The 23,424-nt window shown below is 52.9% G+C and carries 22 protein-coding genes and 2 pseudogenes; 8 read left to right on the top strand and 16 right to left on the bottom strand.

Features of this window, described 5'->3' with window-relative positions; genetic code table 11:
• Positions 1-17: 17 nt before the first annotated feature.
• Positions 18-1,454, bottom strand: a complete 1,437-nt coding sequence (ascF, locus tag LCF41_RS11480) for a PTS cellobiose/arbutin/salicin transporter subunit IIBC (RefSeq protein WP_225084732.1) — start codon at positions 1,452-1,454, stop codon at positions 18-20.
• Between the two features lie 369 nt (positions 1,455-1,823).
• Between ascF and LCF41_RS11485 the strand changes: the two genes are divergently transcribed.
• Complete coding sequence (locus tag LCF41_RS11485) at positions 1,824-2,837, top strand: LacI family DNA-binding transcriptional regulator (protein WP_225084733.1); 1,014 nt, start codon at positions 1,824-1,826, stop codon at positions 2,835-2,837.
• 96 nt (positions 2,838-2,933) lie between these two features.
• On the opposite strand, the gene LCF41_RS11490 is transcribed toward LCF41_RS11485, so the two are convergent.
• The 4 genes and pseudogenes from LCF41_RS11490 to LCF41_RS11505 form a co-directional block, all read right to left on the bottom strand.
• Positions 2,934-4,886 carry an autotransporter domain-containing protein gene (locus LCF41_RS11490; protein ID WP_225084734.1) on the bottom strand — a complete coding sequence of 651 codons (1,953 nt, stop codon included), beginning with the start codon at positions 4,884-4,886 and terminating at the stop codon, positions 2,934-2,936.
• Positions 4,887-5,283: 397 nt separating this feature from the next.
• On the bottom strand, positions 5,284-5,511 hold the full coding sequence (locus tag LCF41_RS11495) for a hypothetical protein (RefSeq protein ID WP_225084735.1): 228 nt from the start codon (positions 5,509-5,511) through the stop codon (positions 5,284-5,286).
• A 200-nt stretch (positions 5,512-5,711) separates the two neighbouring features.
• A pseudogene (locus LCF41_RS22200) lies at positions 5,712-5,831 on the bottom strand (ClbS/DfsB family four-helix bundle protein); the annotation flags it as partial.
• Between the two features lie 55 nt (positions 5,832-5,886).
• The gene (locus LCF41_RS11505; RefSeq protein ID WP_225084736.1) at positions 5,887-6,867 is read right to left on the bottom strand and encodes an LLM class flavin-dependent oxidoreductase; all 981 of its coding nucleotides are present in this window, start codon (positions 6,865-6,867) and stop codon (positions 5,887-5,889) included.
• 418 nt (positions 6,868-7,285) lie between these two features.
• Here LCF41_RS11505 and LCF41_RS11510 point away from each other — a divergent pair, with 418 nt between their 5' ends.
• Complete coding sequence (locus tag LCF41_RS11510) at positions 7,286-8,482, top strand: M20 peptidase aminoacylase family protein (protein ID WP_225084737.1); 1,197 nt, start codon at positions 7,286-7,288, stop codon at positions 8,480-8,482.
• 181 nt (positions 8,483-8,663) lie between these two features.
• Here the strand turns inward: LCF41_RS11510 and LCF41_RS11515 are convergent, their stop codons facing one another.
• Positions 8,664-9,209, bottom strand: coding sequence for a flavin reductase (locus LCF41_RS11515; RefSeq protein ID WP_225084738.1), 546 nt, complete (start codon positions 9,207-9,209; stop codon positions 8,664-8,666).
• 320 nt (positions 9,210-9,529) lie between these two features.
• Here LCF41_RS11515 and LCF41_RS11520 point away from each other — a divergent pair, with 320 nt between their 5' ends.
• The 6 genes from LCF41_RS11520 to LCF41_RS11545 all read left to right on the top strand — a co-directional run bounded on the left by LCF41_RS11520 (position 9,530) and on the right by LCF41_RS11545 (position 15,388).
• Positions 9,530-10,858: an LLM class flavin-dependent oxidoreductase gene (locus LCF41_RS11520; RefSeq protein WP_225084739.1), complete on the top strand. Its 1,329-nt coding sequence runs from the start codon at positions 9,530-9,532 to the stop codon at positions 10,856-10,858.
• Between the two features lie 22 nt (positions 10,859-10,880).
• On the top strand, positions 10,881-11,816 hold the full coding sequence (locus tag LCF41_RS11525) for an ABC transporter substrate-binding protein (protein WP_225084740.1): 936 nt from the start codon (positions 10,881-10,883) through the stop codon (positions 11,814-11,816).
• Positions 11,817-11,891: 75 nt separating this feature from the next.
• Entirely contained in the window at positions 11,892-12,875 is a 984-nt protein-coding gene (locus tag LCF41_RS11530; RefSeq protein WP_225084741.1) for an ABC transporter substrate-binding protein, read from the top strand.
• 83 nt (positions 12,876-12,958) lie between these two features.
• Positions 12,959-13,513: a GNAT family N-acetyltransferase gene (locus LCF41_RS11535; RefSeq protein ID WP_225084742.1), complete on the top strand. Its 555-nt coding sequence runs from the start codon at positions 12,959-12,961 to the stop codon at positions 13,511-13,513.
• A gap of 81 nt (positions 13,514-13,594) precedes the next feature.
• Complete coding sequence (locus LCF41_RS11540) at positions 13,595-14,539, top strand: amino acid ABC transporter permease (protein WP_225084743.1); 945 nt, start codon at positions 13,595-13,597, stop codon at positions 14,537-14,539.
• A gap of 24 nt (positions 14,540-14,563) precedes the next feature.
• Positions 14,564-15,388 carry an amino acid ABC transporter ATP-binding protein gene (locus LCF41_RS11545; RefSeq protein ID WP_284144896.1) on the top strand — a complete coding sequence of 275 codons (825 nt, stop codon included), beginning with the start codon at positions 14,564-14,566 and terminating at the stop codon, positions 15,386-15,388.
• Positions 15,389-15,471: 83 nt separating this feature from the next.
• On the opposite strand, the gene LCF41_RS11550 is transcribed toward LCF41_RS11545, so the two are convergent.
• The 10 genes and pseudogenes from LCF41_RS11550 to urtB form a co-directional block, all read right to left on the bottom strand.
• Positions 15,472-15,771: a TM2 domain-containing protein gene (locus LCF41_RS11550; protein WP_039467335.1), complete on the bottom strand. Its 300-nt coding sequence runs from the start codon at positions 15,769-15,771 to the stop codon at positions 15,472-15,474.
• Positions 15,772-16,079: 308 nt separating this feature from the next.
• Positions 16,080-16,505 (bottom strand): glutaredoxin-dependent arsenate reductase, encoded by a 426-nt coding sequence (arsC, locus tag LCF41_RS11555; RefSeq protein ID WP_225084744.1) that lies wholly within the window; start codon positions 16,503-16,505, stop codon positions 16,080-16,082.
• A gap of 12 nt (positions 16,506-16,517) precedes the next feature.
• Entirely contained in the window at positions 16,518-17,807 is a 1,290-nt protein-coding gene (locus tag LCF41_RS11560; RefSeq protein ID WP_225084745.1) for an arsenic transporter, read from the bottom strand.
• A gap of 45 nt (positions 17,808-17,852) precedes the next feature.
• On the bottom strand, positions 17,853-18,173 hold the full coding sequence (locus LCF41_RS11565) for a metalloregulator ArsR/SmtB family transcription factor (protein WP_225084746.1): 321 nt from the start codon (positions 18,171-18,173) through the stop codon (positions 17,853-17,855).
• A gap of 147 nt (positions 18,174-18,320) precedes the next feature.
• Complete coding sequence (locus LCF41_RS11570; RefSeq protein WP_225084747.1) at positions 18,321-18,770, bottom strand: hypothetical protein; 450 nt, start codon at positions 18,768-18,770, stop codon at positions 18,321-18,323.
• Positions 18,767-19,012 (bottom strand): annotated as a pseudogene (locus tag LCF41_RS11575) (hypothetical protein); the annotation flags it as partial. The pseudogene LCF41_RS11575 and the gene LCF41_RS11570, both read right to left, overlap by 4 nt.
• Before the next feature lie 165 nt (positions 19,013-19,177).
• A complete protein-coding gene (urtE, locus tag LCF41_RS11580; protein ID WP_225084748.1) occupies positions 19,178-19,876 on the bottom strand; it encodes an urea ABC transporter ATP-binding subunit UrtE in 699 nt (232 codons plus the stop codon).
• 1 nt (position 19,877) lies between these two features.
• Positions 19,878-20,672, bottom strand: coding sequence for an urea ABC transporter ATP-binding protein UrtD (urtD, locus tag LCF41_RS11585; protein ID WP_225088158.1), 795 nt, complete (start codon positions 20,670-20,672; stop codon positions 19,878-19,880).
• A gap of 70 nt (positions 20,673-20,742) precedes the next feature.
• Positions 20,743-21,819, bottom strand: a complete 1,077-nt coding sequence (gene urtC, locus LCF41_RS11590; protein ID WP_225088159.1) for an urea ABC transporter permease subunit UrtC — start codon at positions 21,817-21,819, stop codon at positions 20,743-20,745.
• An 11-nt stretch (positions 21,820-21,830) separates the two neighbouring features.
• Positions 21,831-23,420, bottom strand: coding sequence for an urea ABC transporter permease subunit UrtB (gene urtB / locus LCF41_RS11595; protein WP_225084749.1), 1,590 nt, complete (start codon positions 23,418-23,420; stop codon positions 21,831-21,833).
• Between the last annotated feature and the right edge of the window lie 4 nt (positions 23,421-23,424).

The following is a 23,424-nucleotide window of genomic DNA, read 5'->3' on the forward strand; positions in this document are numbered from 1 at the left end:
CCCCCTAACTTCAGGCTTTAGTGACTCGCTTTTTCGCCCTGTACGTGTTTCTCTTCCGGTTTTTCTTCTACCGGAATGTCTTCAAAGCCCAGCAGCAAGGTGACAAAGAAGGAAATCACGACAGACAAAATCATGACGCCGAATACCCAGGCAATACTCATCGGGTTGGCAGGATCGAAGAACTGTACGCTAGTAAACAGCCCCGGCGAGGCCATTGAATGGCTTGCCAACCCGCCGATACCCGCGACGGCGCCACAGATAAAGCCGGTAATTAAACAGGCAATCAGTGGACGCTTCAGGCGCAAAGCCACGCCGTACAGCGCAGGTTCAGAGATCCCGGCAACAATCGCCGACGCCGCTGCTGCCAGCGCGGTCTGACGCAGTTCCGGGTTTTTGGTGCGCCAGGCAACTGCGAGTGAAGACCCACCCAGCGACAGGTTTGCGCCGATTTCAGACGGCATCACCATGCCTTCTTTACCCGTCTCGGCGATGGTTTGAATGATAGTCGGGGTAAACACGCGGTGCATACCGGTCATTACCAGCAGCGGCCAAATAGCGCCCATGATGGCAACGGACAGCCAGCCCAAATAGTCATGCACGGTGTACACTACCGCAGAAATACCGCTACCGATCCAGATCCCAATCGGGCCGATCAGCATGATGGCAATCGGAGACGCAATCAGCACGATTAACATCGGCTTCAGGAAGTTTTTGGTCACCGCTGGCGTAATGCGATCTACCCATTTTTCAATGTAAGACAGAATCCAGGTCATACACAGCGCCGGAATCACGGTGTAGGTATACTTCACCGCCGTGACGGTCAGCCCCATAAACACGACCTGCTGACCCTGCGCCGCTTTTGCCATCAGATCGATAAACGTCGGATGCACCAGTACCCCGGCGATAGCAATCGCCAGAGACATGTTGGTTTTGAATTTTATCGCCGCAGACGCTGCCACCATGATCGGCAGGAAGAAGAACGCACCGTCGCCAATCACGTTCAGAATCGTTATCGTCGACGCGCCCTTCTCAAACAGCCCGGTCATATCGAGGATCATGGCAAGCAGTTTCACCATCGAGCCGCCGATAATCGCTGGAATGAGTGGTGACATCGTGCCAATCAGCGCATCCAGAATGCCCGCGCCGATGCGTCGCAGCGTAATTTTATTGTTCACCGGCACGGCTTTTTCAGCATCCGCACCTTCTGGCAGAAGTTTCACCACCTCGGCGTACGCCTGAGAAACGGTGTTGCCGATGATGACCTGGCACTGGTTATCATTTTTCACGACGCCCAACACGCCGCTTATCGCCTTCAATTCGGCCACATTCGCCGCATCATTATCTTTCAGCACAAAGCGCAGACGGGTCATACAGTGCGTCACGGCGGCGATGTTATCAGCCCCACCGATGGCATCAACGATCGAACGGGATACAGCCGCATAATTCTTTGACATGGATAGACAATCTCTCGTAATTGCGCGCGCTACACCCAATTCAACACACCGTTCAACACGTCCAAAACGGGAATATCACTTGATGCGCGCACATCTATTATTCAATTTCATACAGTTATGAAAGTATTCATGCCGGTATCCCTGCTCCATGCCACGTGATGAAACGCCGATGGGTAACCGGTTCCACATGATAGTGTTTATATATGAATGCAATTTCAATAATTTTGTTATGAATATTTTTCTTATGTGATCGAGATCGTCATGAATGGCGTATTACTCCCCTCGATCGCTTTGGTTCTGCACTCATCACCCTGCTACCGGCCTAAAGTGTGTAAAATGACGGGAGTATTCAACGTCTCAGGATGTCCCATGTCGACAATGCAGGAAGTGGCGAAGAAAGCAGGCGTATCAAAAGCGACGGTGTCGCGCGTGCTATCGGGCAAAGGCTATACCAGTGAAGAAACCAAAGCGCTGGTCTATCAGGCCATTGAGGAGACGGGATATCGGCCAAATTTACTGGCGCGGAATCTGGCGACCAGCAAATCTGCCTGTATTGGTTTGGTGGTAACCAACACGCTCTATAACGGCAGCTATTTTAACGAGCTGCTGTCACAGGCCGCCAAGAAATTGGAAGACAACGGGCGCCAGCTAATTCTGGTCGATGGCAAACACAGCGCCGATGAAGAGCGTGCCGCAATTCAATTCCTGCTGGGGTTACGCTGTGATGCGATCATCATCTATCCCCGTTTTCTCACCGTGGATGAAATGGACGACATCATCGAGAAGCACAAACAGCCGATCATGGTGGTTAACCGTAAACTGCGGAAACACCAGAGCCACTGTATCTGCTGCGATCACAAGGGTTCCAGCTATAACGCGACGCAACATCTGATTGCGCGTGGCCACAGAGATATCGCGTTTATCACCGGTTCGCTGGATTCGCCGACCGCTATCGAACGCCTTTCCGGCTATAAAGACGCCCTGACGGCGGCCAATATCGCGGTACGGGATGAATTGATTGTGAAAGGAAAATGGACGCCGCGCAGCGGGTCGCTTGCCATTACCACCCTGCGCGATAACTGGGTATCATTCAGTGCCGTTCTCGCCAGCAATGACGATATGGCGATTGGCGCGATAAAAGCGCTGGATGAGGCAGGCGTTGCCGTCCCACATGACGTTTCTGTCGTCGGGTTCGACGATATTCCCACCGCCCCGTTTTTGAAGCCGTCACTCTCCAGCGTCAAAGATCCGGTGAGCGATATGATCAACGAAGTGATTAACCGCCTGATCGCGATGCTGGATGGCGGCTATTTCTCGAAAGACAATCTGTTCGTGTCGGAATTGCAGGTCAGAGATTCTATTCAGAACGGGCCGTACTTGTAATCAACCCGTCAGAATCCGCTACGGGGTCGTTTCAGACCCCGTTTTAACGCCGAATTTCCCTTTCAGTCGCTGAGCTCGTTCTGCACAGCAACAGACTTAGAATTGCCACTGGACGCCCACGCTGTAGCGCGTTTGATCGCCATCCCGATGACCGAAACGGCTGCCGACTTCGGAATACAGATTCAGACTTTCTGCCGCAAGCCACTGTACGCCGACCGTTGCCCGACCGAAGTTCTTATCCTGTTCACCCACCGCCACGCGGCGGTTTGCGCCATCGACACGATCTTTCACCGTAAAGCTGGAATCAAGCCCATCGGCCAATTCACGCACCCACGCCACCGTGGCATAAGGCTGTAACGACGTTTTGTTGCTGAATTCCACCTTGCCACGCACGCGCCAGCCCAGACTGGCTTCCAGCGAATCCACATCCTGTTTTTCATAGCGCACGCCCGTCCGCAGGTTACCTTTGTCATCAAACGCATTAATGCGATAACGTGCGTAATCCAACCCGGCAACCGGACCGGTACGTAGTCCGCTCAGTGTAAAATCATAACCGCCTGTTACACGGGCACCGACAAATTGCGCTTCGGTATTGCCATCCAGCGTGTTGTCCAATAGCACCGGACCGCCCGCAGATTGCAGATACACCGAGCGGCGTGACGAAATGGCCGCCCGACCCGCGGTCACTTCGCTACCCAACCAGGCTGGCCCTCCCTGATTCAGCAAACCGTAAATACCTGCTTGCCAGGTATCGCTTTCAATATGTCCATTACGCTCAAGCTTATCCTTGCTACGCAGCAGGCTCAGACTGCCGCCAATAGTGACACTGTCACTTAATTGATAATCTACCAGTGCATAGGCCATCGCCTGACGGGAACGCTGCTGTGGTGCGCGATCAAAGCCATTTGATGGAATCACATCGCCCTCAACCCCGACGGCCGTATCCAGCGTCCCTGCGCTACGCGTGGTATTTTGCAACAGCAGCCAGCGCTGATTGTGCAACTCACTCAATGATTGGCGCTGACGCTTCAGGTCCTCTTCCATTGCCTGTTGCATCGCAGCGGCGGAATAGGCCGAATGCAGCAAATCGGTATTGGAAATTTCCAGCAGCAGCCGTGTCACCAGCCGTGAAACGTCACGCAGGCGCTGATCGATACGTTCCTGCCCCAGCACGCTGGTCAGAAAGGCTTCGTTATCGACTGCGGGGTTATGCCACGTCGAGCCCCCCGGCACCGCAGGGTTCGTGGTTTGCTCATAGCCGTCCTGATCGCCAATATCCCAGTTGGTCGCCTCCATATAGAGGACGGGAATATCAAACGCCGCGTTGAAGCTATCGCCATCGCTGCAACAGCCAGTACCTGCCGGATAACTCGCATTCAGCCCCGGATTGGTGAACAATTCGATACCCAGTTCGTTTGCAATACGCAGCGTCTGTTGACGCAGGCTGGCTAACTCAGGATTCGCCACGCTGTTATCGCCAGCGTGGGCGTAGAGTTTGTCACCGGTGATCATACTGTCCATATTAATCATGGCCTTAAGGCCGCCCGCGGTTCCCTGCGCGATCAACTCGTTAACCATCGCGCGCGAACCGCGCAGCCCTTCTTCTTCCGCACCAAAGGCTGCAAAGACCAGCGTTTTTTCCGTCTGAATACCGCTAAAATTACGCGCCACTTCTGTCAGGATCGATGCACCGGACGCGTTATCATCCAGCCCTTGCAGCGTCGGCCGACCGAAGAAGGTATCAAAGTGCGCGCCAGTAATAATGTATTCGCTGCTTAGCCCGGTATTATAGGCCAACACGTTTTGTGACGAACGTGTCGTACCGCCTGCCGTCCAGGAGAAATCCTGCCTGACGGTGGTATAACCGGGTGCCATACGTTGCGTCATCCAGTCTGCCGCGCCGGCAAAATTGGCCGTACCGCGATAGCGCCCTGGATAATCATTAATGAGCGTATCTACGGTCTCGCGCGCATAATCCCCGTAATCATAGGCCCATGCGGGTACACATAAACACGCCATCCCCATCGCCACTGCAACTTGCTTAAACATGAACATCACTCCCTTTTCTCATTATCAACAACACCAGAGGAACCTTATTCAGGTCATGTCTTTGTTAAAAAAAGAAAAATAGCAGCAATATTCATTCCAATGCTATAGAAGCAAAATAAATATGATGAAATGTGTCAAAGCGCAGCAAAGCGAAAGTAAATAGTCAGAATTGTGTAAGGCTGATTAATCATAGCGTTAGTCATGAATAAACCTGACTTGACACAGGTTACAGACGAAGGGGGATCGAGAAAAAAAGAGAACAGGAACGAGACGGGCTTGGTAAAAATATTTTTATGAAGAGGCATCGATGAGATGCAATGAGGATAAAAAACAAAATACGCACCGAAAACGATCGTTTTCAGTGCGCGATTATCCATTTTGCCAGATTGAGACAGCCCTAAACGTAGACGTTAAGCTGGTTATTTGCCGTTGGACGATTGATCCCATCGGCAATGGGTGGCTTAAATACGGAACCGCTATTTTCGTACGTGGTCCGAGAACGGGTAGACGCATCCGGGTGAGGATAACCAGAGAGTTGCGACGAGCGGGAAATACCTTGCACATAATCAAGTTTGTCAGGCGTGGAGTAATATGACACCGGAGAAACCAGGTTGAGACCAATCATTTTTCCCCCTATTTATCTCATCGGCCAGTAAAACTTATCTTGCTTACTAATGAGTATAGAACAGTCAAGCAGAGGGAATATGTAAGGTTTTGTCTGAAAAAACACCGCGGGCACGACTTTGACAAAGAAAGAAAAAAAGATGACAAATAAAAAGAGACAACAAACAACCAGTTTTATTTTTTCTATTTATTATCAGAGTTTTACTTGTTTTTCTCCCACGCGCGCAGGCGGCCAGCCGCATTTTTATACGGCGAAGCCGTGTTGAACTGAATCATCCGACCACGGGTCTACTTACCGTACCAGCATTCACCGTAGAGCTGTGTACTGATCAAACGGCGGTACCGCTTTGTCATCGCTCACATTTTTCGGTCTTACTCAGCGCTGAGCCAGCAGGCGGATTGATGCCTCGCGCTCGCGGGGGGACGTCACGGGCGTATGGATGATGAATTCATCCACGCCAAAGCGCTGATGGTAAGTTTCCAGACGCTGATGAATATGTTCCGGCGTGCCGTAAAGCACATTGCGCGGCTCCTGAACGATGCGGAAATCCGTTGCGCCCGCCTGCCGAACGAAATTGTCGGCCAGCTCTTGAGTGCCCACCGTCAACGGCGGTTTGTTCTCAATATAAACCTTATAGTTATGCTGCGTGCTGGCCAGCGCTTCCGCCTCTTCATGGTGTTCGGCGGCAATCACCGACAGCGACAGCAGCGTCTGGGCGCTGTCGGGCTTCAATTCCCGATAGCTCAGGAGAGACTCCGTCAGTAGCGTTTCACTGGCGTTAATGAACCCGGCGAAGACAAAACTCCAGCCCAACGACGCGGCTAAGCGCGCACTCTCCTGGCTGGCACCCAGCAGAAAGCGCTGTGGCGCGTGTTCCGGTAACGGCGTGGCATTCAGGCGCTCGGCCGTCTCATCATGGCTGTCGAGAAAACGGTTTAATTGCTGTAATTTCTCCGTGAAGGTCACCCGTGTCGCTTCACTGATTTCCTGCTGTAGCGCACGCGTTGCCAACGGCAGCCCGCCCGGCGCTTTGCCGATCCCCAAATCGACACGTCCACCCGACAATGCACCGATCACATGGAAATTCTCTGCGACCTTATACGGGCTGTAATGCTGTAACATCACCCCGCCGGAACCAATGCGCAGCGTGGTGGTGTGTGCCAACAGCCAGGTGATTAAAACCTCGGGAGATGACCCCGCCAACTCATCAGAATTATGATGCTCGGAAACCCAAAAACGATGATAGCCAAGCGCTTCTGCCACTTGCGCCAGCGAAACGGTTTGTGCCAACGCCTGTTCCACGCTCATGCCTTCGGCAATCGGGCTTTGATCTAATAAACTGAGCTTATATCCCACGATGTTTCCTTATTTTCAGCGACGCTATTTTCAGCAACCATCCGTCAACGTCATTTATTAATAATGACGTTTTATTTCAAAACCATTCATTACATAATGATTTATTTCAAATAAAGCGTCACAGTAAAAATCAGGAAAAGGAAAAACAGAATAAGAAGCATGTTGCATAACAGCGTGAAATATAAATATCAATAACGGATTTTGTTAGCAGGAATTTTAATAAAGAAAAGTTGTCATTACTAAAAAAACAAGTTACGCATAAATCATTCGCATTACGAATAGAAAATGGCATTGCAATCCCAAAACCTTAAATAATTCGGGATAAAAAGGCATGAAATATAACCAGATGGTATTTATCCACTGAGTCGCTATCGGCTACCTTTATCATGTTTGAGTTTTGTTAAGGAGGTGTATTGATATGGCTGAATCTATCCCCTGTTGTGATACGTCATTCGAGCAACAGCTAATTAACTGGCGACGGCACCTGCATCAGCACCCGGAACTGTCCAATCAGGAACACCAAACCACCGCGCACATCACCCGCTGGCTACAAGAGAAAGACATCCGCCTGTTGCCCCTGACGCTGACCACTGGCGTCGTTGCCGAGATCGGCCACGGTAGCGGCTCGACGATTGCGCTGCGGGCCGATATTGATGCCCTGCCGATTGAAGAGTTGGTGGATGTACCGTTTCGCTCTCAGCACGCAGGCGTCATGCATGCCTGTGGGCACGATTTCCATACTGCGGTGATGCTGGGTGCCGCCTGTTTGCTAAAAAAACGCGAATCTGTCTTACCGGGTAAAATCCGCGTCTTTTTCCAACCGGCAGAAGAGGTTTCTACCGGCGCTAAACAGTTCATCCGCGCGGGTGCACTCGCCGATGTGGCCGCCGTTTTCGGTCTGCACAACGCGCCTGAGCTTCCCGCTGGCACCTTCGCCACACGCAGCGGCCCGTTTTATGCCAACGTGGATCGCTTCGCCATTCACATTACGGGCAAAGGCGCGCACGCCGCCAAACCCGAACAAGGCATCGACAGCATCGTCACCGCCTGCAATATCGTCAATGCGCTGCAAACGTTGCCCAGTCGCAGTTTCAGTTCGCTGGAATCGCTGGTCATCAGCGTTACGCGCATTCAGGGCGGCAATACCTGGAATGTACTGCCGCAAACGGTAGAACTGGAAGGTACAGTACGCACCTACAATGCCGCGATTCGCGCGGAAATACCGGAACGCATTGAACAACTGATCGGCGGTATCGCCCTTGCGCTGGGCGCCAAAGCGGAACTGAAATGGTACCCCGGCCCACCCGCGGTCGTGAATACCAGCGAATGGGCAGATTTCAGCAAACAGATTGCCCGAGACGCAGGCTATCAGGTGGAAAACGCCGAGCTGCAAATGAGCGGCGAGGACTTTGCACTTTACCTTCAGGAAATACCGGGCACCTTCGTCAGCATTGGTTCAAACAGCGAATTTGGCCTGCACCATCCTCAGTTTAACCCGGATGAAAGTGCGATTGCGCCAGCCTCACGGTATTTCGCACAGCTGGCGGAGGCCGCGTTACATCGCCTGCGTACCACGAAAGTCACTCCGCCGCAGGCCGTACTGTCTTCATCGTAATAGCTTGTTCTACAAATAAAATCCCCTCTGCACGATCAATTCGGCAGAGGGGTATTGATTACATTAATCCGATATTAGGAGAGACACGGGGATGACGTTCCCGCAGGGATGCCTCACCCCGTGGTTGCTCCGGGTATCTCGATCGTGAAACGGTCGGAATTAAGCGAGAAAGTGATACAAATTAACCGCGAACAGCATGATAACGGCGGGAAAAATACACCAGACCATCGGTGCTTTCACCCTGCTTCAGTGCTAACACTCGGCAAATAAAGATATCGTGCGTCGCCGCACTCACCACTTCCTCAATCAGGCAGTCAAACGCAACCAGTGCATCCCGCAACACCGGTGATCCGGTGTGCAGCACGTCCCACTCCGCCGCCGCAAACCGCTCTTCGGTAGACGAGCGGCTACCAAACAGCGTCGACAGCGCTTCATGATGGGAAGCCAACGTATTGATGCACAAATGCGTATTCGCCTGAAACGCGGGATACACCGACGAACCGCGATTCAAACATACCAGCAGCGTACCGGGCGAATCGCTGACGCTGGACACCGCGGAAGCCGTAAATCCAGCTTTACCCGCCGGGCCATCCGTCGTCACGACATTAACCGCAGCGCTCAGCCTTGCCATCGCATCGCGAAACGCCTGCCGGTCAACCGTAACAGCCGCAGCAGAGAACGCCGCGTCATTCGCGGTTACGTGTCGTTCAGCTATCAAATCAGACATTAAATACTTCCTTTAGATACGGCGAAGAGACATGATTGTTAACATTATACTAACAAAATAAGCCGCGTCATCATCTGAAATTTTTGAATTTTATTATCCATTTTTGTTGTTTTACATCACGCCTCGCCTCATCAATAGTGAAAAAACGCTATTAACGCCTGATTAACTTTTATTGAATCCATGAATTTCTATTGATTGCTTGCTTATTGATAGCCGGTTTATTGATGGACTATTTTCACTTTCACGGAGAGTCGTTCAATGAAAAATAGGCACTTTCAATTAATGACAAACACATTCAATTAATAAAAAGGTTTCTCATAATGAGTGAAAAACAACTCTCTACCAAACGGCAATTAAGACTGGGTTTAATATTACAGGGCGCAGCGGGAAATATGTCCGCATGGCGACATAAAAATGTCGTGCCAGATGCCAGTATTAATTTTGGTTTTGTTCTGGATGCGGTAAAAAAAGCCGAACAAGGGAAGTTTGATTTTGTCTTCGTGGCTGACGGCTTATATATCAATGAAAAATCGATCCCTCACTTTCTCAATCGCTTTGAACCGTTAACGCTGCTGTCCGCATTAGCCACCGTTACCACGCATATAGGTCTGGTCGGCACACTTTCGACGTCGTATTCCGAACCGTTCACCACGGCGCGTCAATTCTCCAGCCTCGACCATCTCAGCAATGGCCGCGCGGGCTGGAACGTGGTGACCTCACCGTTGGAAGGCTCGGCGAAAAACTTCTCCCGCGCACAACACCCGGAACACGCGCTGCGCTACCGTATTGCCGATGAATTCCTTCAGGTGGCAAAAGGCCTATGGGATTCCTGGGAAGACGATGCCTTTATTCGCGACCAAGCCAGCGGACAGTTCTTCGATCCCGAGAAGCTGCACACGCTACACCATAAAGGTGAATTCTTCTCCGTGCAGGGTCCGCTGAATATCGGCCGATCCGCGCAGGGCCGCCCTATTGTGTTTCAGGCTGGCGCATCGGAAGACGGCCAAAAACTGGCCGCCAAGCACGCCGATGCCATTTTCACCCATCAACACACGCTGGAAGAATCACAGCGTTATTACCGCGAGGTAAAACAGAAGCTAGAAGAAAACGGCCGCCGGGCCGATCAGCTACACATCTTTCAGGGCGTCAGCGTGATTGTTGGCAACGACGCGGAAGACGTGGAGCGTCAATATCAGGAAACCGCCCAACTGGTCACGATTGAGGACGCCCTCAATTATCTGGGGCGCTACTTTGAGCACTATGACTTCTCCCAACATCCGCTGGATGAGCCTTTCCCCGATATCGGCGATCTGGGGAAAAACAGCTTCCGCAGCACCACTGACGAAATCAAACGCAACGCGCAGGAAAAAGGCTTAACGCTGCGGCAGGTCGCGTTGGAAGCCGCATCACCACGCCCCGTCTTCAGCGGCACGCCCGAACAGGTGGCGGATGGCTTACAGCTCTGGTTTGAGAACGGTGCGGCCGATGGCTTCATCATTCAGGGGGGGACGCCGGAGACACTCAACCACTTTGTCGATCGCGTTGTTCCTCTGCTGCAACAGCGCGGCCTGTTCCGTCAGGATTACGCAGGCTACACGCTGCGGGAAAATCTGGCGCTGGATTATCCGGTGAATCAATTCACGCGCTAATTTGCGCCACAGGAGATTCATCGTGAAGCGTTCCCCTTTTCTTGCTGTGACGACTCTGGCGGCCGTACTGAGCACCGTGCTGGTAACCCACGTGCAGGCGCAAGACACCGGATTCGTCAGCCGTATTGACCTGAAGGCAAATCAGAATCCCATTCGCATCGGAAAAAACGCTGAAGCCATCGCGCAGATTCCCGCTAATTTCAAATTCGTCACGCCGGGGAAGCTGACCATTGCCGTTTCAGCGCTCAGCTCGCCGCCGCTGTCGCTGCTGGCTGATGACAACAAAACGATTGTTGGCAGCGATGCCGATATTGCACGGCTGGTAGCCGACGGCCTCGGGCTGGAGCTGAAATTGGTTCCGGCCTCCTGGGAAGACTGGCCGCTGGGCATCACTGCCGGGAAATACGATGCCGCGATTTTTAATATCGCCGTGACCAAACTCCGCAAAGAGAAGTTTGATTTCGCCACGTATCGCATTGATACGCTGGGTTTCTACGTGAAATCGACCAGTAAGATTACGTCGATTAATAAGCCGGAAGACGTGGCGGGTCTGAAAGTCATTGTCGGCTCCGGCACTAATCAGGAAAACATTCTGCTGGGCTGGGATCGGCAAAACCGCGCTAACGGCCTTCCTCCTGTACAGCCGGTTTACGTCACCGACGATGCTGCCGCCAACCTGAGCATTCAGTCTGGGCGCGTCGATGCGTTTTTCGGCCCGCACTCTATCGGCGCTTATAAAGCGGCGCTGACGGGTAAAACACGCATGGTAGGCAAAGGCCCGACGGTCGCTTACGTCGCGGTCACCACGCAGAAAGGTAACGGTCTGGCCCAACCAATCAGCACCACCATCAATGGCGCCATCAAGAACGGCAGCTATGCGCAGGTGCTGGATCGCTGGGGTGAAGAGGATGAAAAAATCACGCAATCCGTCGTGAACCCACCGGGTATCGGCGATTAAGTAAACGCGACATACTCATAAAAGTGACAGCGTCACGAAAACCATTATAAATAATCATCTGCAAGGGAAAAACTGATGCAAAAAGAGATTGCCCACACCATCGCACCGTCATCCCACTCACATCGCCTGCGTCCATCGCGTTTGACAACGTTACTGACGGGAGCGTTGCTGCTCGGTACGCTGTCCGTCGTGACTGGCGCACAGGCGGCTATCGACCTGAAAGCCAATCAGCAGCCGATCCATGCGCCGAAGAACGCAGAAGCTATCGCGCAAATACCGGCTGATTTTACCTTTGTCACACCGGGTAAATTCACCGTAGCGATTGCCGCACTGGGATCGTCACCGCCGCTGGCGTTTCTGGCCGACGATAACAAAACCGTGGTGGGCAGCGAACCGGATATCGCCCGATTGGTGGCCGACAGCCTCGGGCTGGAGCTGAACATCGTCCCCACCTCATGGGAAGACTGGCCGCTCGGTGTGTCCTCCGGCAAGTACGACGCCGCCATCATCAACATTACCGTCACCAAAGCGCGCAAGGAAAAGTTTGATTTCGCCACCTACCGCATCGACTCGCTGGGCTTCTATGTGAAATCCACCAGTAAGATTCAATCCATCAACGAAGCGAAAGACATCGCCGGACTGAAGATTATTGTTGGCTCCGGCACCAATCAGGAAGCCGTGCTGCTGGCCTGGGATAAACAAAATCGCGCCAACGGCCTGCCCGCCTTTCAGCCAATTTATGTCACGGACGATGCCGCAGCCAACCTGAGCCTGCAATCCGGTCGTTCCGACGCCTATTTCGGCCCCAACGTGATCGGGGCGTACAAAGCCGAGCTGACTGGCAAGGTTAAGCATGTCGGTACGGTCAACGGCGGCTACCCCAACGTTGCACATATCGCAGTCACCACGCGTAAAGGCAGCGGGCTGGTTCAGCCAATTAATACCGCGCTGAACGGCGTGATTAAAAGTGGCGAATACGACCAGGTGCTAAATCGCTGGGGCGAAAGCATCGAACGTATCGACCGTTCAGAAATCAATCCGCCGGGACTGGGCGATTAATCCCGTCCAATGACTATCGGTACGCCACGATCGACACACCGTGGTTACCGATAGCGCGTACCCGAATGAATCAGGAGCACGTCATGTCCAACGACATCTTCATTGTTACTCAGCCCGAAGACCCTATCGTGGCCCCCATTATCGACGGCCTGTTCGCGGAATATGAGCAGCGTTATGGCGACTTTTTTGGCGAACGGGAAAACGACCCGCCGGGGATCTACCAGCAACCGCACGGCATTTTTATTGCGCTGCTGCGTCAGGGTGTACCGATTGCGACTGGCGCGTTTAAACGCTACGACAGCACCACTGCCGAAATTAAGCGCGTATGGACAGATAATGCACTGCGCCGTCAGGGGCTGGCAGGGAAAGTGATGCAAGAGCTGGAGCAACATGCGCGTCGGTTAGGCTATCAGCACTTTTTCCTGACCACCGGCTTCCGCCAGCCTGAAGCGGTGCGCCTCTACCTGAGCCACGGCTATACCCCGCAGTTCGACATCAACGTCGATCCCGTGACCTACAGCATTCCGCCTTACGATGGGCGACTGCCGTTCAAGAAAGCGCTGTTTGACGCAGCAACGCCTCGGGTTGCTCGACAAACGGAAGTCGATCTTATCGTTCGCCATTTGAAAGTGTGTTGACCCAACACGCTGCGATTCACCCTGTGCGGTGATTAAAAGCAAAAGGACGTTTTTCAGGATCACCTTCAAAGGGTATCGATTATGACGCAATCTCTACATACATCTTCTCAGCAAGCGCCGCTGAGCCAGGCACAGGACGCGCCGTTGCGCATCGTGCCGGCGCGCTATCCCTTTCGCTTTGCTGGCGCGCTGTTTTCGCTGTTCATTTTTGCCGGCATAGTTCAGTCAATCGCGCTGAATCCGCGCTGGGAATGGGCGGTCTTTGCCGAGTGGTTTTTCAATCCGGTCATTCTCACCGGTCTGGAACAAACGCTGTTGTTGACCGCGCTGGGCACACTATTCAGCATCATTTTCGGCACTGCACTGGCGCTCGCTCGCCTTTCGCCGTCTTATCTGTTGTCCACCCTGTCGTGGCTCTATATCTGGCTGTTCCGATCGCTGCCGCTGATTCTGGTGCTGATCATTCTCTACAATTTCTCGTATCTCTATGATGAACTGGCGCTGGGAATTCCGTTTACCTCTATCGTCTTCCTGAACTATCCGACCATTGACTTACTGGATCAATTTTCCGTCGCCGTGCTTGGCCTGACGCTGGTGCAGTCCGCCTATACGGCAGAGATTATTCGCGGCGGTATTCTTGGCGTAGATGCCGGACAGTTTGAAGCCTCCGCCGCGCTCGGGCTGCCTGGTGGTCGCCGTACTGTACGCATCATTCTGCCGCAGGCGCTGCGTTCGATTCTGCCTACCGGTTTCAACGAGATCATCAGCCTGGCAAAAGGTACGTCGATCGTTTACGTGCTGGCGCTGCCGGAGCTGTTCTACACCGTTCAGGTCATCTACAACCGTACCCAGCAGGTCATTCCGCTGCTGATGGTCGCCACCATCTGGTATCTGCTGATCACCACGGTGCTATCCGTCATCCAATACTACGTGGAACGCTATGTCGCCCGTGGTGCCGTGCGTGAAATGCCGCCAACGCCGCGCCAGAGGCTCGTCCGTTTCCTGACGCGCAAGCGTACACGTTAATTCACCCGATTCTGGAGATTCACCATGTCTGAAGCTATTGATTATTTGGCTCATTCGCGCACCACCGCGCAGCCACAGGCAGGAAACGCTCAGGGGCTGATCGAGATCCGCAACGTGGCAAAACATTTTGGTCAGCATAAAGCGCTGGACGATATCAATTTGACGCTGGCACCCGGTTCCGTCACGGTGATCCTCGGCCCGTCCGGTTCGGGGAAATCCACGCTGCTGCGCACCATTAACCACCTTGAGCGGGTTGACGACGGCTTTATCCGCATCGACGGCGACTACATCGGCTATCGCCGCAAAGGGAATACGCTCTATGAATTGAAAGAAAAGGACGTGCTACGTCAGCGCATCAACGTCGGTTATGTGTTCCAGAACTTCAATCTGTTCCCCCACCTTTCCGTGTTGGAGAACATCATTGAAGCCCCGCTGGCGCATAAGCTGTATTCACGTCAGGAGGCCGAAGATATCGCCTTTACTCTGCTGGAAAGCGTCGGCCTGCGCCATAAAGCGCAATCTTATCCCCGCCATCTGTCTGGCGGTCAGCAGCAGCGTGTTGCCATTGCTCGTGCGCTGGCGCTTAAGCCGAAAGTCATGCTATTTGACGAACCGACGTCCGCGCTCGATCCCGAACTGGTCGGCGAAGTGCTGGACGTGATCAAATCACTTGCCCGCTCCGGCGTGACGCTGGTCGTCGTCACACATGAAATCGGCTTTGCACGTGAAGTCGCTGACCGCGTGGTGTTTATGGTCGATGGAAAAATCGTCGAAAGCGGGGATTCCTGGCAGGTGCTGAACAATCCCCGTCACCCACGGACGATCAATTTTTTGAATAAGGTGCTGTGAGGAAAAGGAGAAGGTGAGTTATCGATTGAATATTAATCAGGCCCACCGTAGTGAGCCTGATTACATGATGCATGGATTACGTTTCAACCATATTTTCTGGCGAATTCTTCATCAGAATCGCACAGGTAAATAATAAATTCTACAAGCGCAATAAGCGTTGGGATAAACGTCCAGAAAAAAAGTAAATATAAAATCCCTTGTCCGACTTTTCCTAAATAGAATTTATGGGCACCAAAACCGCCGAGAAAAGCAGCAAATAGTGCAGCAGAGATTCTGTTTTTCTCGCCTTTACCGCTAGCTTGCGTGGCACCACACTGCGGGCATGCTTTCGCTGTGCTATGGATTTGCTTACCGCATCCTCGGCAAAACACCATGGAAGACATAATAATTAGACTCCTAATAATATTTTATACTAATTTTAACTTTATTTACTACTATACAACCCCACCCCAGGCAATCAACAGCGTACTGCGTCGTGATTTATACACCACTGATTTTCAGTGTTCAATTTAAAACTATCATGTTAACGGTATACATAGCACGACAGCGCTCGCGAATCGATGGTGTCGATTAAGGACGGTAAATGATAAAAATCACACAAGTCAGGATAGCATTGTGAGGATTTGGTAAATAAAGCGGATTATTTAATTAATAGCTGGAAGACATCATTGGAGTCCCGCTGGCGCATCCCCTATTTCACACGTTTACCCGACTCATCAGTGACTTTTTCTCCATCTTCTTTTGTGAATGCGCCTTGCTGCGGATTGGGGAGAATATCCAGCACCCGTTCTGATGGACGACATAGCCGGGTTCCTCGAGGGGTAACCACAATCGGACGATTGATCAGGATCGGATAGTGCAACATAAAATCAAGGAGTTGCTCGTCAGTAAAGCGTTCTTCCGCCAGCCCCAATAATGCGTAAGGTTCTACGTTTTGGCGCAACAAGGTACGCACCGTTATTCCCATGTCGCCAATCAGTGTGACTAGTTCATCACGGGAAGGCGGCGTATCAAGATAGTAAATAATCGTGGGTTCTGTGCCGCTGTTACGAATCATCTCGAGTGTATTACGCGAGGTGCCGCAGTCTGGGTTGTGATAAATCGTTATTTTGCTCATATCAATATCTCATTACAACGTGATGGATAGCCGCAGCGCCAGTGCAGCCAACGTGACAAACAGCACAGGCAGCGTCATGACAATCCCAGTGCGGAAATAGTATCCCCAACTGATCGTCATGTTTTTCTGTGATAACACATGCAACCAAAGCAGTGTCGCCAGGCTACCAATAGGGGTGATTTTGGGGCCCAAATCGCAACCAATGACGTTGGCATAAATCATCGCGTCTTTGACAACACCGGATGCCGTGCTGCCGTCGATGGATAAGGCGCCAATCAACACGGTGGGCATATTGTTCATGATTGAGGAAAGCAGTGCGGTCATAAAGCCCGTGCCCAGTGTGGCAGTCCACAGCCCTTTCTCCGCAAACAGATTCAGAATGCTGGAAAGATATTCCGTTAACCCCGCGTTACGCAGGCCATAGACCACTAAATACATACCGAGCGAGAAGATTACGATCTGCCACGGCGCGCCACGCAGTACCTTACCCGTATTGATGGCATGACCTTTTTTTGCCACTGCAAGCAGAATAGCGGCGCCCACGGCCGCAATGGCGCTGACGGGAATACCCAACGGTTCAAGGACGAAGAATCCTGTAAGCAGAAGCACTAAAACAATCCACCCTGCTCTGAACGTTGCCAGGTCTTTAATGGCGCTAGCGGGTGCTTTCAGCCGCGATACATCATAGGTTGCGGGGATATCCTTGCGAAAGAATAAATGCAGCATAACCAGCGTCGCGAGAATCGCTGCGATATCGACAGGTACCATGACCGAGGCATATTCAGTAAAACCGAGGCTGAAAAAATCGGCAGACACAATATTAACCAAATTAGACACAATGAGCGGCAGGCTAGCCGTGTCGGCAATAAATCCGGCAGCCATAACAAACGCCAACGTCGTGCCTTTACTGAAGCCCAGTGCCAATAACATAGCAATCACAATCGGCGTGAGGATGAGCGCCGCGCCATCGTTGGCAAACAACGCAGAAACAGCCGCTCCCAACAAGACAATCCAGGTAAACAGCAGACGCCCGCGTCCGTTTCCCCATCGGGATACGTGCAGTGCCGCCCATTCGAAAAAACCCGATTCATCGAGCAATAGGCTGATAATAATCACCGCAATAAACGTCGCCGTCGCGTTCCAGACGATATCCCAGACAATCGGAATATCACTGAGATGAATAACCCCGCTAAGCAGCGCGAATATTGCACCGATACTGGCACTCCAACCGATACCCAGGCCTCTGGGTTGCCAGATCACAAAGATCAACGTCAGCAAAAATATTATCCCTGCCAGTAGCATACTTAGCCCAATCACATATGTATAAATGAATGTGTTTTTTTATCTTCAGCATGAAGAAGAAACGGATGTAGCCAGACACAGGCGCACGTCATCACGCAGGCATTGCCATGCGGTATGAATCGTTTCTGCGGCCCAGGCAGGCATGTGTGGAGACAATCGATAATGAATCCATTTCCCTTCTCGGCGATCAAGAACTAAACCTGACTCACGCAATATCCCCATATGACGGGAAATTTTAGGTTGAGACTCCGTGGTGGCCGCGCAGATATCACAGACGCACAATTCTCCCGCTTCTCTGAGCAGCAGGATGATGGATAGCCGAGTTTCATCGGAAAGGATTTTGAAAAGTTGGACGGGCTGTAGCATCTTGGGTTCTCAATACACTCAGTTAACACATATGATAAATCACATATGTTAACTTTAAAACCGCCCAATGCAAAATACGATCAGATAAGGCAAAGCAAGAATGACGCAGTGATTTGACAACAGTAGAGCCACTGCGTCCTTACATGATTACTCAAGCGATAATCGTTCAGCATACGGACTGCTATAAACCTGAACCATCACGCTTTTATCCGTATCAAACGTCGCCACCGTCACAACGTCATGAGTGCCGGCCGTTCGCCAGCATTCAGCCTCAACATCGCAACGTTTCTGCTTCTCATAACCTATCGACGTCAAATAGGTGTGAACCTTGCCAGTATCGTCAGTGCCATAGAAGTTCACCGTCCATACTTTAGCTTCCGGGCCCGTTACGTTCGAAAAATTGAAGTCATAGTGGTTTGTAATGCGCGGCATGTTTTTCAAAATATCCGGGGTATAGAACGCATATTCCCTTTTATCCTGCTCGGTAGAGTGCGCGCTGCTGGCAAAATTCATGTTGATATACGGCCATATCGTACCGATCACAGTAGCAACACCAATGATGCCGATCGCTGCAAAAAACTTCAGCGATTTACTCATAGCCCTAGTGTCCTATTTTTTGCTGAGTCGATAAAAGATCCATCTCGGCTAGCGACACCTACATTTCCAGATTCGAAGTCGTTGTAGGGAGTGACCATTTGCATAAATGGCGGTAAAACTCCCCTATACGGTCTGGCGTTATTGGGAAATCGTTCAGGATCGGGGAAAAGGAGTGGTGTGAATCTATCGTTTTTGAAAGAACCGATCTTACCGTAATAATCCCATCGTTTAAGTGCTTCTTCGAAGCAGCGGCTTTAGTGCCATCCAGTATTTCGTAGCGTTTACTCATCCTTAAGTCTCCTTCCCTTTTTAACTGAAGATAAACAATGCATTATCTGTTTAAGCGGTATTGTACACAACTTGCTCGTTTGGCCTGAAACTTTTGTACCCATGGCATGAAGCTAAAATTAAATCGCGACCAATCCTCGCACGCCGTCCTGTTCCATCGTTTCACCTCGTCCGCGCTGGATGATTTCCCCGCGTGACATCACCAGATAGCTGTCCGCCAGCTCGGCGGCGAAGTCGTAAAACTGCTCGACCAGCAGAATCGCCATGTCTCCACGCTGCGCCAGTTGGCGAATCACCGCGCCAATCTCTTTGATCACCGACGGCTGTATGCCTTCTGTCGGCTCATCCAGAATCAACAACTGTGGTTTACAGGCCAGCGCACGCCCAATGGCTAATTGCTGCTGTTGCCCGCCGGACAAATCGCCGCCGCGCCGCTGTTTCATCTCATCCAGCACCGGAAAAAGCTGGTAGATCTCATCCGGCACCTGCCGCGCCTGTTTACCGGGAAAGCGCGACAGCCCCATCAGCAGGTTTTCTTCTACCGTCAGACGAGGAAAAATTTCCCGCCCTTGCGGTACATAGGCAATGCCAGCCTGCACACGCTGGTAAGGTTTACGCGTATTGATCGCTTCGCCCTGCCAGCGAATCGTGCCGGATTTCGCCGGAATCAGGCCCATCAGGCATTTCAGCAGCGTGGTTTTCCCCACACCGTTACGCCCTAACAGGCAGGTAATTTCGCCGGCTTTGACCTCAAAGGACAGGCCGCGCAGGATGTGGCTGCCGCCGTAGTATTGATTCAGTTCAGCAATCTCTAACATGTTAGCGCCCCAGATAAACGTCAATCACCTGCTCATTCGCCTGCACCTCGCGCAACGACCCTTCCGCCAGCACCTGCCCCTGATGCAGCACGGTGACACGATCGGCAATGCTCTCGACAAAACCCATATCGTGCTCCACCACCATCAACGAGTGTTTACCCGCCAGACTGCGGAACAGTTCGGCGGTGTACGCCGTTTCTGCGTCGGTCATCCCCGCCGCAGGTTCATCGAGCAGCAGCAGATGGGGTTCCTGTACCAGCAGCATGCCGATCTCCAGAAACTGTTTTTGCCCGTGCGACAGCAGCCCTGCGGGTCGCTGCCGTTCATGACCGAGTCGCAGTAGCGCCAGCGTCTCGTCAATCCGGTCACGTTGCTCGCTGTTTAGTTTAGCACGCAGACTCGCCCACACCGATTTGTCGGTTTTCAGCGCAATATCGAGGTTTTCAAATACCGTCAGCGCTTCAAACACCGTCGGTTTTTGGAATTTCCGCCCAATTCCCGCGCGGGCTATTTCTACCGGAGATAGCATCGTCAGGTCGGTGTACTGATCGTAAAACGCGTTGCCGTTGTCGGGTCGCGTTTTACCGGTGATGACATCCATCAGCGTGGTTTTTCCCGCGCCGTTGGGGCCGATGATGCAACGCAGCTCTCCCACGCCAATCTGCAACGACAGATCGGTGAGCGCCCGGAAACCGTCAAAGCTCACGTTAATCTTGTCGAGTTGCAGCACCGGATCGGTCTGGTGCCGATGGCGATCCGACGGGTGCGGCTGTGCAAACATGGGTTGTTCAAACATGGATTGTGTAAACATCGGTTGAGCGGTAACCGTGCGCGCAGGCTCGGAGATAGATGGCACAGATAAAGGCTCAGTCATGTTTTTTCCTCGTCAGCAAGCCAATCACGCCACGCGGCAAAAACAGCGTGACGAGAATAAACATCAGTCCCAAAAAGAACAGCCAGTATTCAGGGAAGGCCACGGTAAACCAACTTTTCGCCCCGTTGACGATACCCGCGCCAAGTAGCGGCCCGATCAGCGTTCCACGCCCACCCAGCGCCACCCAAATAGCCGCTTCGATGGAGTTGGTCGGCGACATTTCGCCAGGATTGATAATGCCGACCTGCGGCACATACAGCGCCCCCGCTAGCCCGCACAGCACGGCGGAAAGTGTCCAGACAAACAGCTTGAAGCCTTTCGGATCGTAGCCGCAGAACATCAGACGATTTTCCGCATCACGCACCGCCGTTAGCACACGGCCAAATTTACTGCGCGCCAACACAAAGCCCACCAACAGGCTGGCCATTAACAACAGTACGGTGGCGACAAACAGCCCGATGCGCGTCCCCGTCGCTGTAATAGGGAAACCGAGCAGCGTGGTAAAACCGGTAAATCCGTTATTACCACCAAAACCGGTTTCGTTACGGAAGAACAGCAGCATGCCCGCGTAGGTCAGCGCCTGCGTCATGATCGAGAAATACACGCCCTTAATTTTGGAGCGGAACGCAAACCAGCCGAAGACAAAAGCCAGCACGCCCGGCACCAGTACAATCAGGCACAGCGCCCAGGCGAAATACTGGGTTCCCGCCCAGAACCACGGCAGTTCCGTCCACGACAGAAAGGACATAAACGCAGGCATTCCTTCACCCGCAGCCTGTCGCATCAGGTACATGCCCATCGCGTAACCACCCAGCGCGAAAAACATGCCGTGACCGAGCGACAGCAGCCCGGCGTAGCCCCACACCAGATCCAGCGCGACGGCAACAATCGCATAGCACAGAATTTTGCCGATCAGCGTCAGCGTATAGGTCGAGATCGCTAGCGGATTTTCTGCGGGTAACAGTGCGAGAAACGGCAGGATCAGCAAAGTCAGGAAAGCGATCGAACCGAGGCCAAACATCAGTCGCGGCGCGCGCTGCGTCAGGGTTATCGTCATGGGTTGCGTAATAGGTTGCGTCATCAGTCAATCACCCGTCCTTTGAATGCAAACAGCCCCTGTGGCCGCTTCTGAATAAACAGTACGATCAGCACCAAAATGACAATTTTGCCCAGCACGGCGCCGATCTGCGGCTCCAGCACTTTGTTGAGAATGCCGAGGCTGAATGCAGCCACCACCGTTCCGGCAAGCTGCCCGACGCCACCCAGCACCACAACAAGGAATGAATCGATGATGTAGCCCTGTCCCAGTTCCGGCCCGACGTTGCCTAGCTGCGACAACGCCACACCGCCCAGCCCGGCGATACCGGATCCCAACCCAAAGGCCAGCATATCGACGCGTCCGGTCGGCACACCGCAGCAGTCCGCCATCGCCCGATTTTGCGTCACCGCACGGACATTCATGCCGAGGCGAGTTTTATTGAGCAATAGCCAGGTGAGCAGCAGCACACCGAGGACAAACAGGATCACCGCGATGCGGTTATACGGCAGCACCAGATTCGGCAACAGACGCAAGCCACCGGACAGCCACGCGGGGTTCGCCACTTCCAGATTTTGCGTACCGAACAGCATCCGCACCAGTTGAATCAGCATCAGGCTAATCCCCCAGGTCGCCAGCAGCGTTTCCAGCGGTCGGCCATACAGATGACGGATCACCGTACGTTCCAGCGCCATACCGACGCCAGCCGTAATGAAGAAGGCGACAGGCAACGCCAGCAGCGGATAGTACGCCAGCCAGTCGGGGGCAAACTGCTGGCACAGCGACTGCACCAGCCAGGTTGCGTATGCTCCCAACATCAGCATTTCGCCGTGCGCCATGTTGATGACGCCCAACAGCCCATACGTGATCGCCAGCCCCAGCGCCGCCAGCAGCAAAATAGAACCGAGTGACAGTCCGGTGAATGCTTGCCCCAGCAGATCGCCGACGATCAAACTTTGCTTAATCTGATCCAAACTTTCCTGCGCCGCCGCACGCACGCCGGTATCCGGCTCGTTTTGCGCCTGTGTCAACGGCTGTAAGCGTGCCTGCATTTGTGGATCGCCGGTCTGCCCTAAGCGTTTGACCGCCTCCAGACGTATCAACGGATTGGGATCGCTTAACTGCCGGGTCGCAATCGCGGTATTCAGCGCATCGTGCACTTGCGCATCTTTTTCTACCTCAAGTCGCTGCACCAACAGCGGCAATTGGTCCGCACTGCTCTCGCTTTGCAACTGCCGTACGGCATTCAGACGCGTTGCGGCATCGTCGCTAACGAGCTGATGTGAGGCCAGCGCGGTGGCAATTAGCGCACGCAGGCGGTTATTCATAAACAGCTTTTTGGTCGCGCCAACCGGCTCCGCGTGTCCTTCCAGCGGCGTTAACGTCCCCTGCACATCCCTAAATGGCTGTTGGTCCTGATCGAGCACCACGGATTCATCGCGCAGTGCCTGTAACAGCGGTAAACGGGCGGGATCCGGCGCAACGGCCCATTGTTGCAACAGTTCGGCCTGCTGCGTGCGGTTGGCCGCGGCGAAATCAGCCGCCGACCCGGCCTGTGCCAGCAGAGGAAGCATCAGACACAGCGACAGCACAAACGTAGATAATCGACAGCTCATCATCGCAATGTCCGCCATATAA

The sequence above is a fragment of the Pectobacterium colocasium genome (assembly GCF_020181655.1).
Classification (GTDB): domain Bacteria; phylum Pseudomonadota; class Gammaproteobacteria; order Enterobacterales; family Enterobacteriaceae; genus Pectobacterium; species Pectobacterium colocasium.

What these genes read in the sequence shown, in the direction of transcription:
- LCF41_RS11560 (WP_225084745.1), bottom strand. Translation starts at nt 17,807, where the DNA reads ATGCTACTGGCAGGGATAATATTTTTGCTGACGTTGATCTTTGTGATC.
- LCF41_RS11540 (WP_225084743.1), top strand. Translation starts at nt 13,595, where the DNA reads ATGACGCAATCTCTACATACATCTTCTCAGCAAGCGCCGCTGAGCCAG.
- LCF41_RS11490 (WP_225084734.1), bottom strand. Translation starts at nt 4,886, where the DNA reads ATGTTTAAGCAAGTTGCAGTGGCGATGGGGATGGCGTGTTTATGTGTA.
- LCF41_RS11570 (WP_225084747.1), bottom strand. Translation starts at nt 18,770, where the DNA reads ATGAGTAAATCGCTGAAGTTTTTTGCAGCGATCGGCATCATTGGTGTT.
- urtB (WP_225084749.1), bottom strand. Translation starts at nt 23,420, where the DNA reads ATGGCGGACATTGCGATGATGAGCTGTCGATTATCTACGTTTGTGCTG.
- LCF41_RS11565 (WP_225084746.1), bottom strand. Translation starts at nt 18,173, where the DNA reads ATGCTACAGCCCGTCCAACTTTTCAAAATCCTTTCCGATGAAACTCGG.
- LCF41_RS11495 (WP_225084735.1), bottom strand. Translation starts at nt 5,511, where the DNA reads ATGATTGGTCTCAACCTGGTTTCTCCGGTGTCATATTACTCCACGCCT.
- LCF41_RS11515 (WP_225084738.1), bottom strand. Translation starts at nt 9,209, where the DNA reads ATGTCTGATTTGATAGCTGAACGACACGTAACCGCGAATGACGCGGCG.
- arsC (WP_225084744.1), bottom strand. Translation starts at nt 16,505, where the DNA reads ATGAGCAAAATAACGATTTATCACAACCCAGACTGCGGCACCTCGCGT.
- LCF41_RS11510 (WP_225084737.1), top strand. Translation starts at nt 7,286, where the DNA reads ATGGCTGAATCTATCCCCTGTTGTGATACGTCATTCGAGCAACAGCTA.
- ascF (WP_225084732.1), bottom strand. Translation starts at nt 1,454, where the DNA reads ATGTCAAAGAATTATGCGGCTGTATCCCGTTCGATCGTTGATGCCATC.
- LCF41_RS11550 (WP_039467335.1), bottom strand. Translation starts at nt 15,771, where the DNA reads ATGTCTTCCATGGTGTTTTGCCGAGGATGCGGTAAGCAAATCCATAGC.
- urtE (WP_225084748.1), bottom strand. Translation starts at nt 19,876, where the DNA reads ATGTTAGAGATTGCTGAACTGAATCAATACTACGGCGGCAGCCACATC.
- urtD (WP_225088158.1), bottom strand. Translation starts at nt 20,672, where the DNA reads ATGTTTGAACAACCCATGTTTGCACAGCCGCACCCGTCGGATCGCCAT.
- LCF41_RS11535 (WP_225084742.1), top strand. Translation starts at nt 12,959, where the DNA reads ATGTCCAACGACATCTTCATTGTTACTCAGCCCGAAGACCCTATCGTG.
- LCF41_RS11545 (WP_284144896.1), top strand. Translation starts at nt 14,564, where the DNA reads ATGTCTGAAGCTATTGATTATTTGGCTCATTCGCGCACCACCGCGCAG.
- LCF41_RS11530 (WP_225084741.1), top strand. Translation starts at nt 11,892, where the DNA reads ATGCAAAAAGAGATTGCCCACACCATCGCACCGTCATCCCACTCACAT.
- LCF41_RS11520 (WP_225084739.1), top strand. Translation starts at nt 9,530, where the DNA reads ATGAGTGAAAAACAACTCTCTACCAAACGGCAATTAAGACTGGGTTTA.
- LCF41_RS11485 (WP_225084733.1), top strand. Translation starts at nt 1,824, where the DNA reads ATGTCGACAATGCAGGAAGTGGCGAAGAAAGCAGGCGTATCAAAAGCG.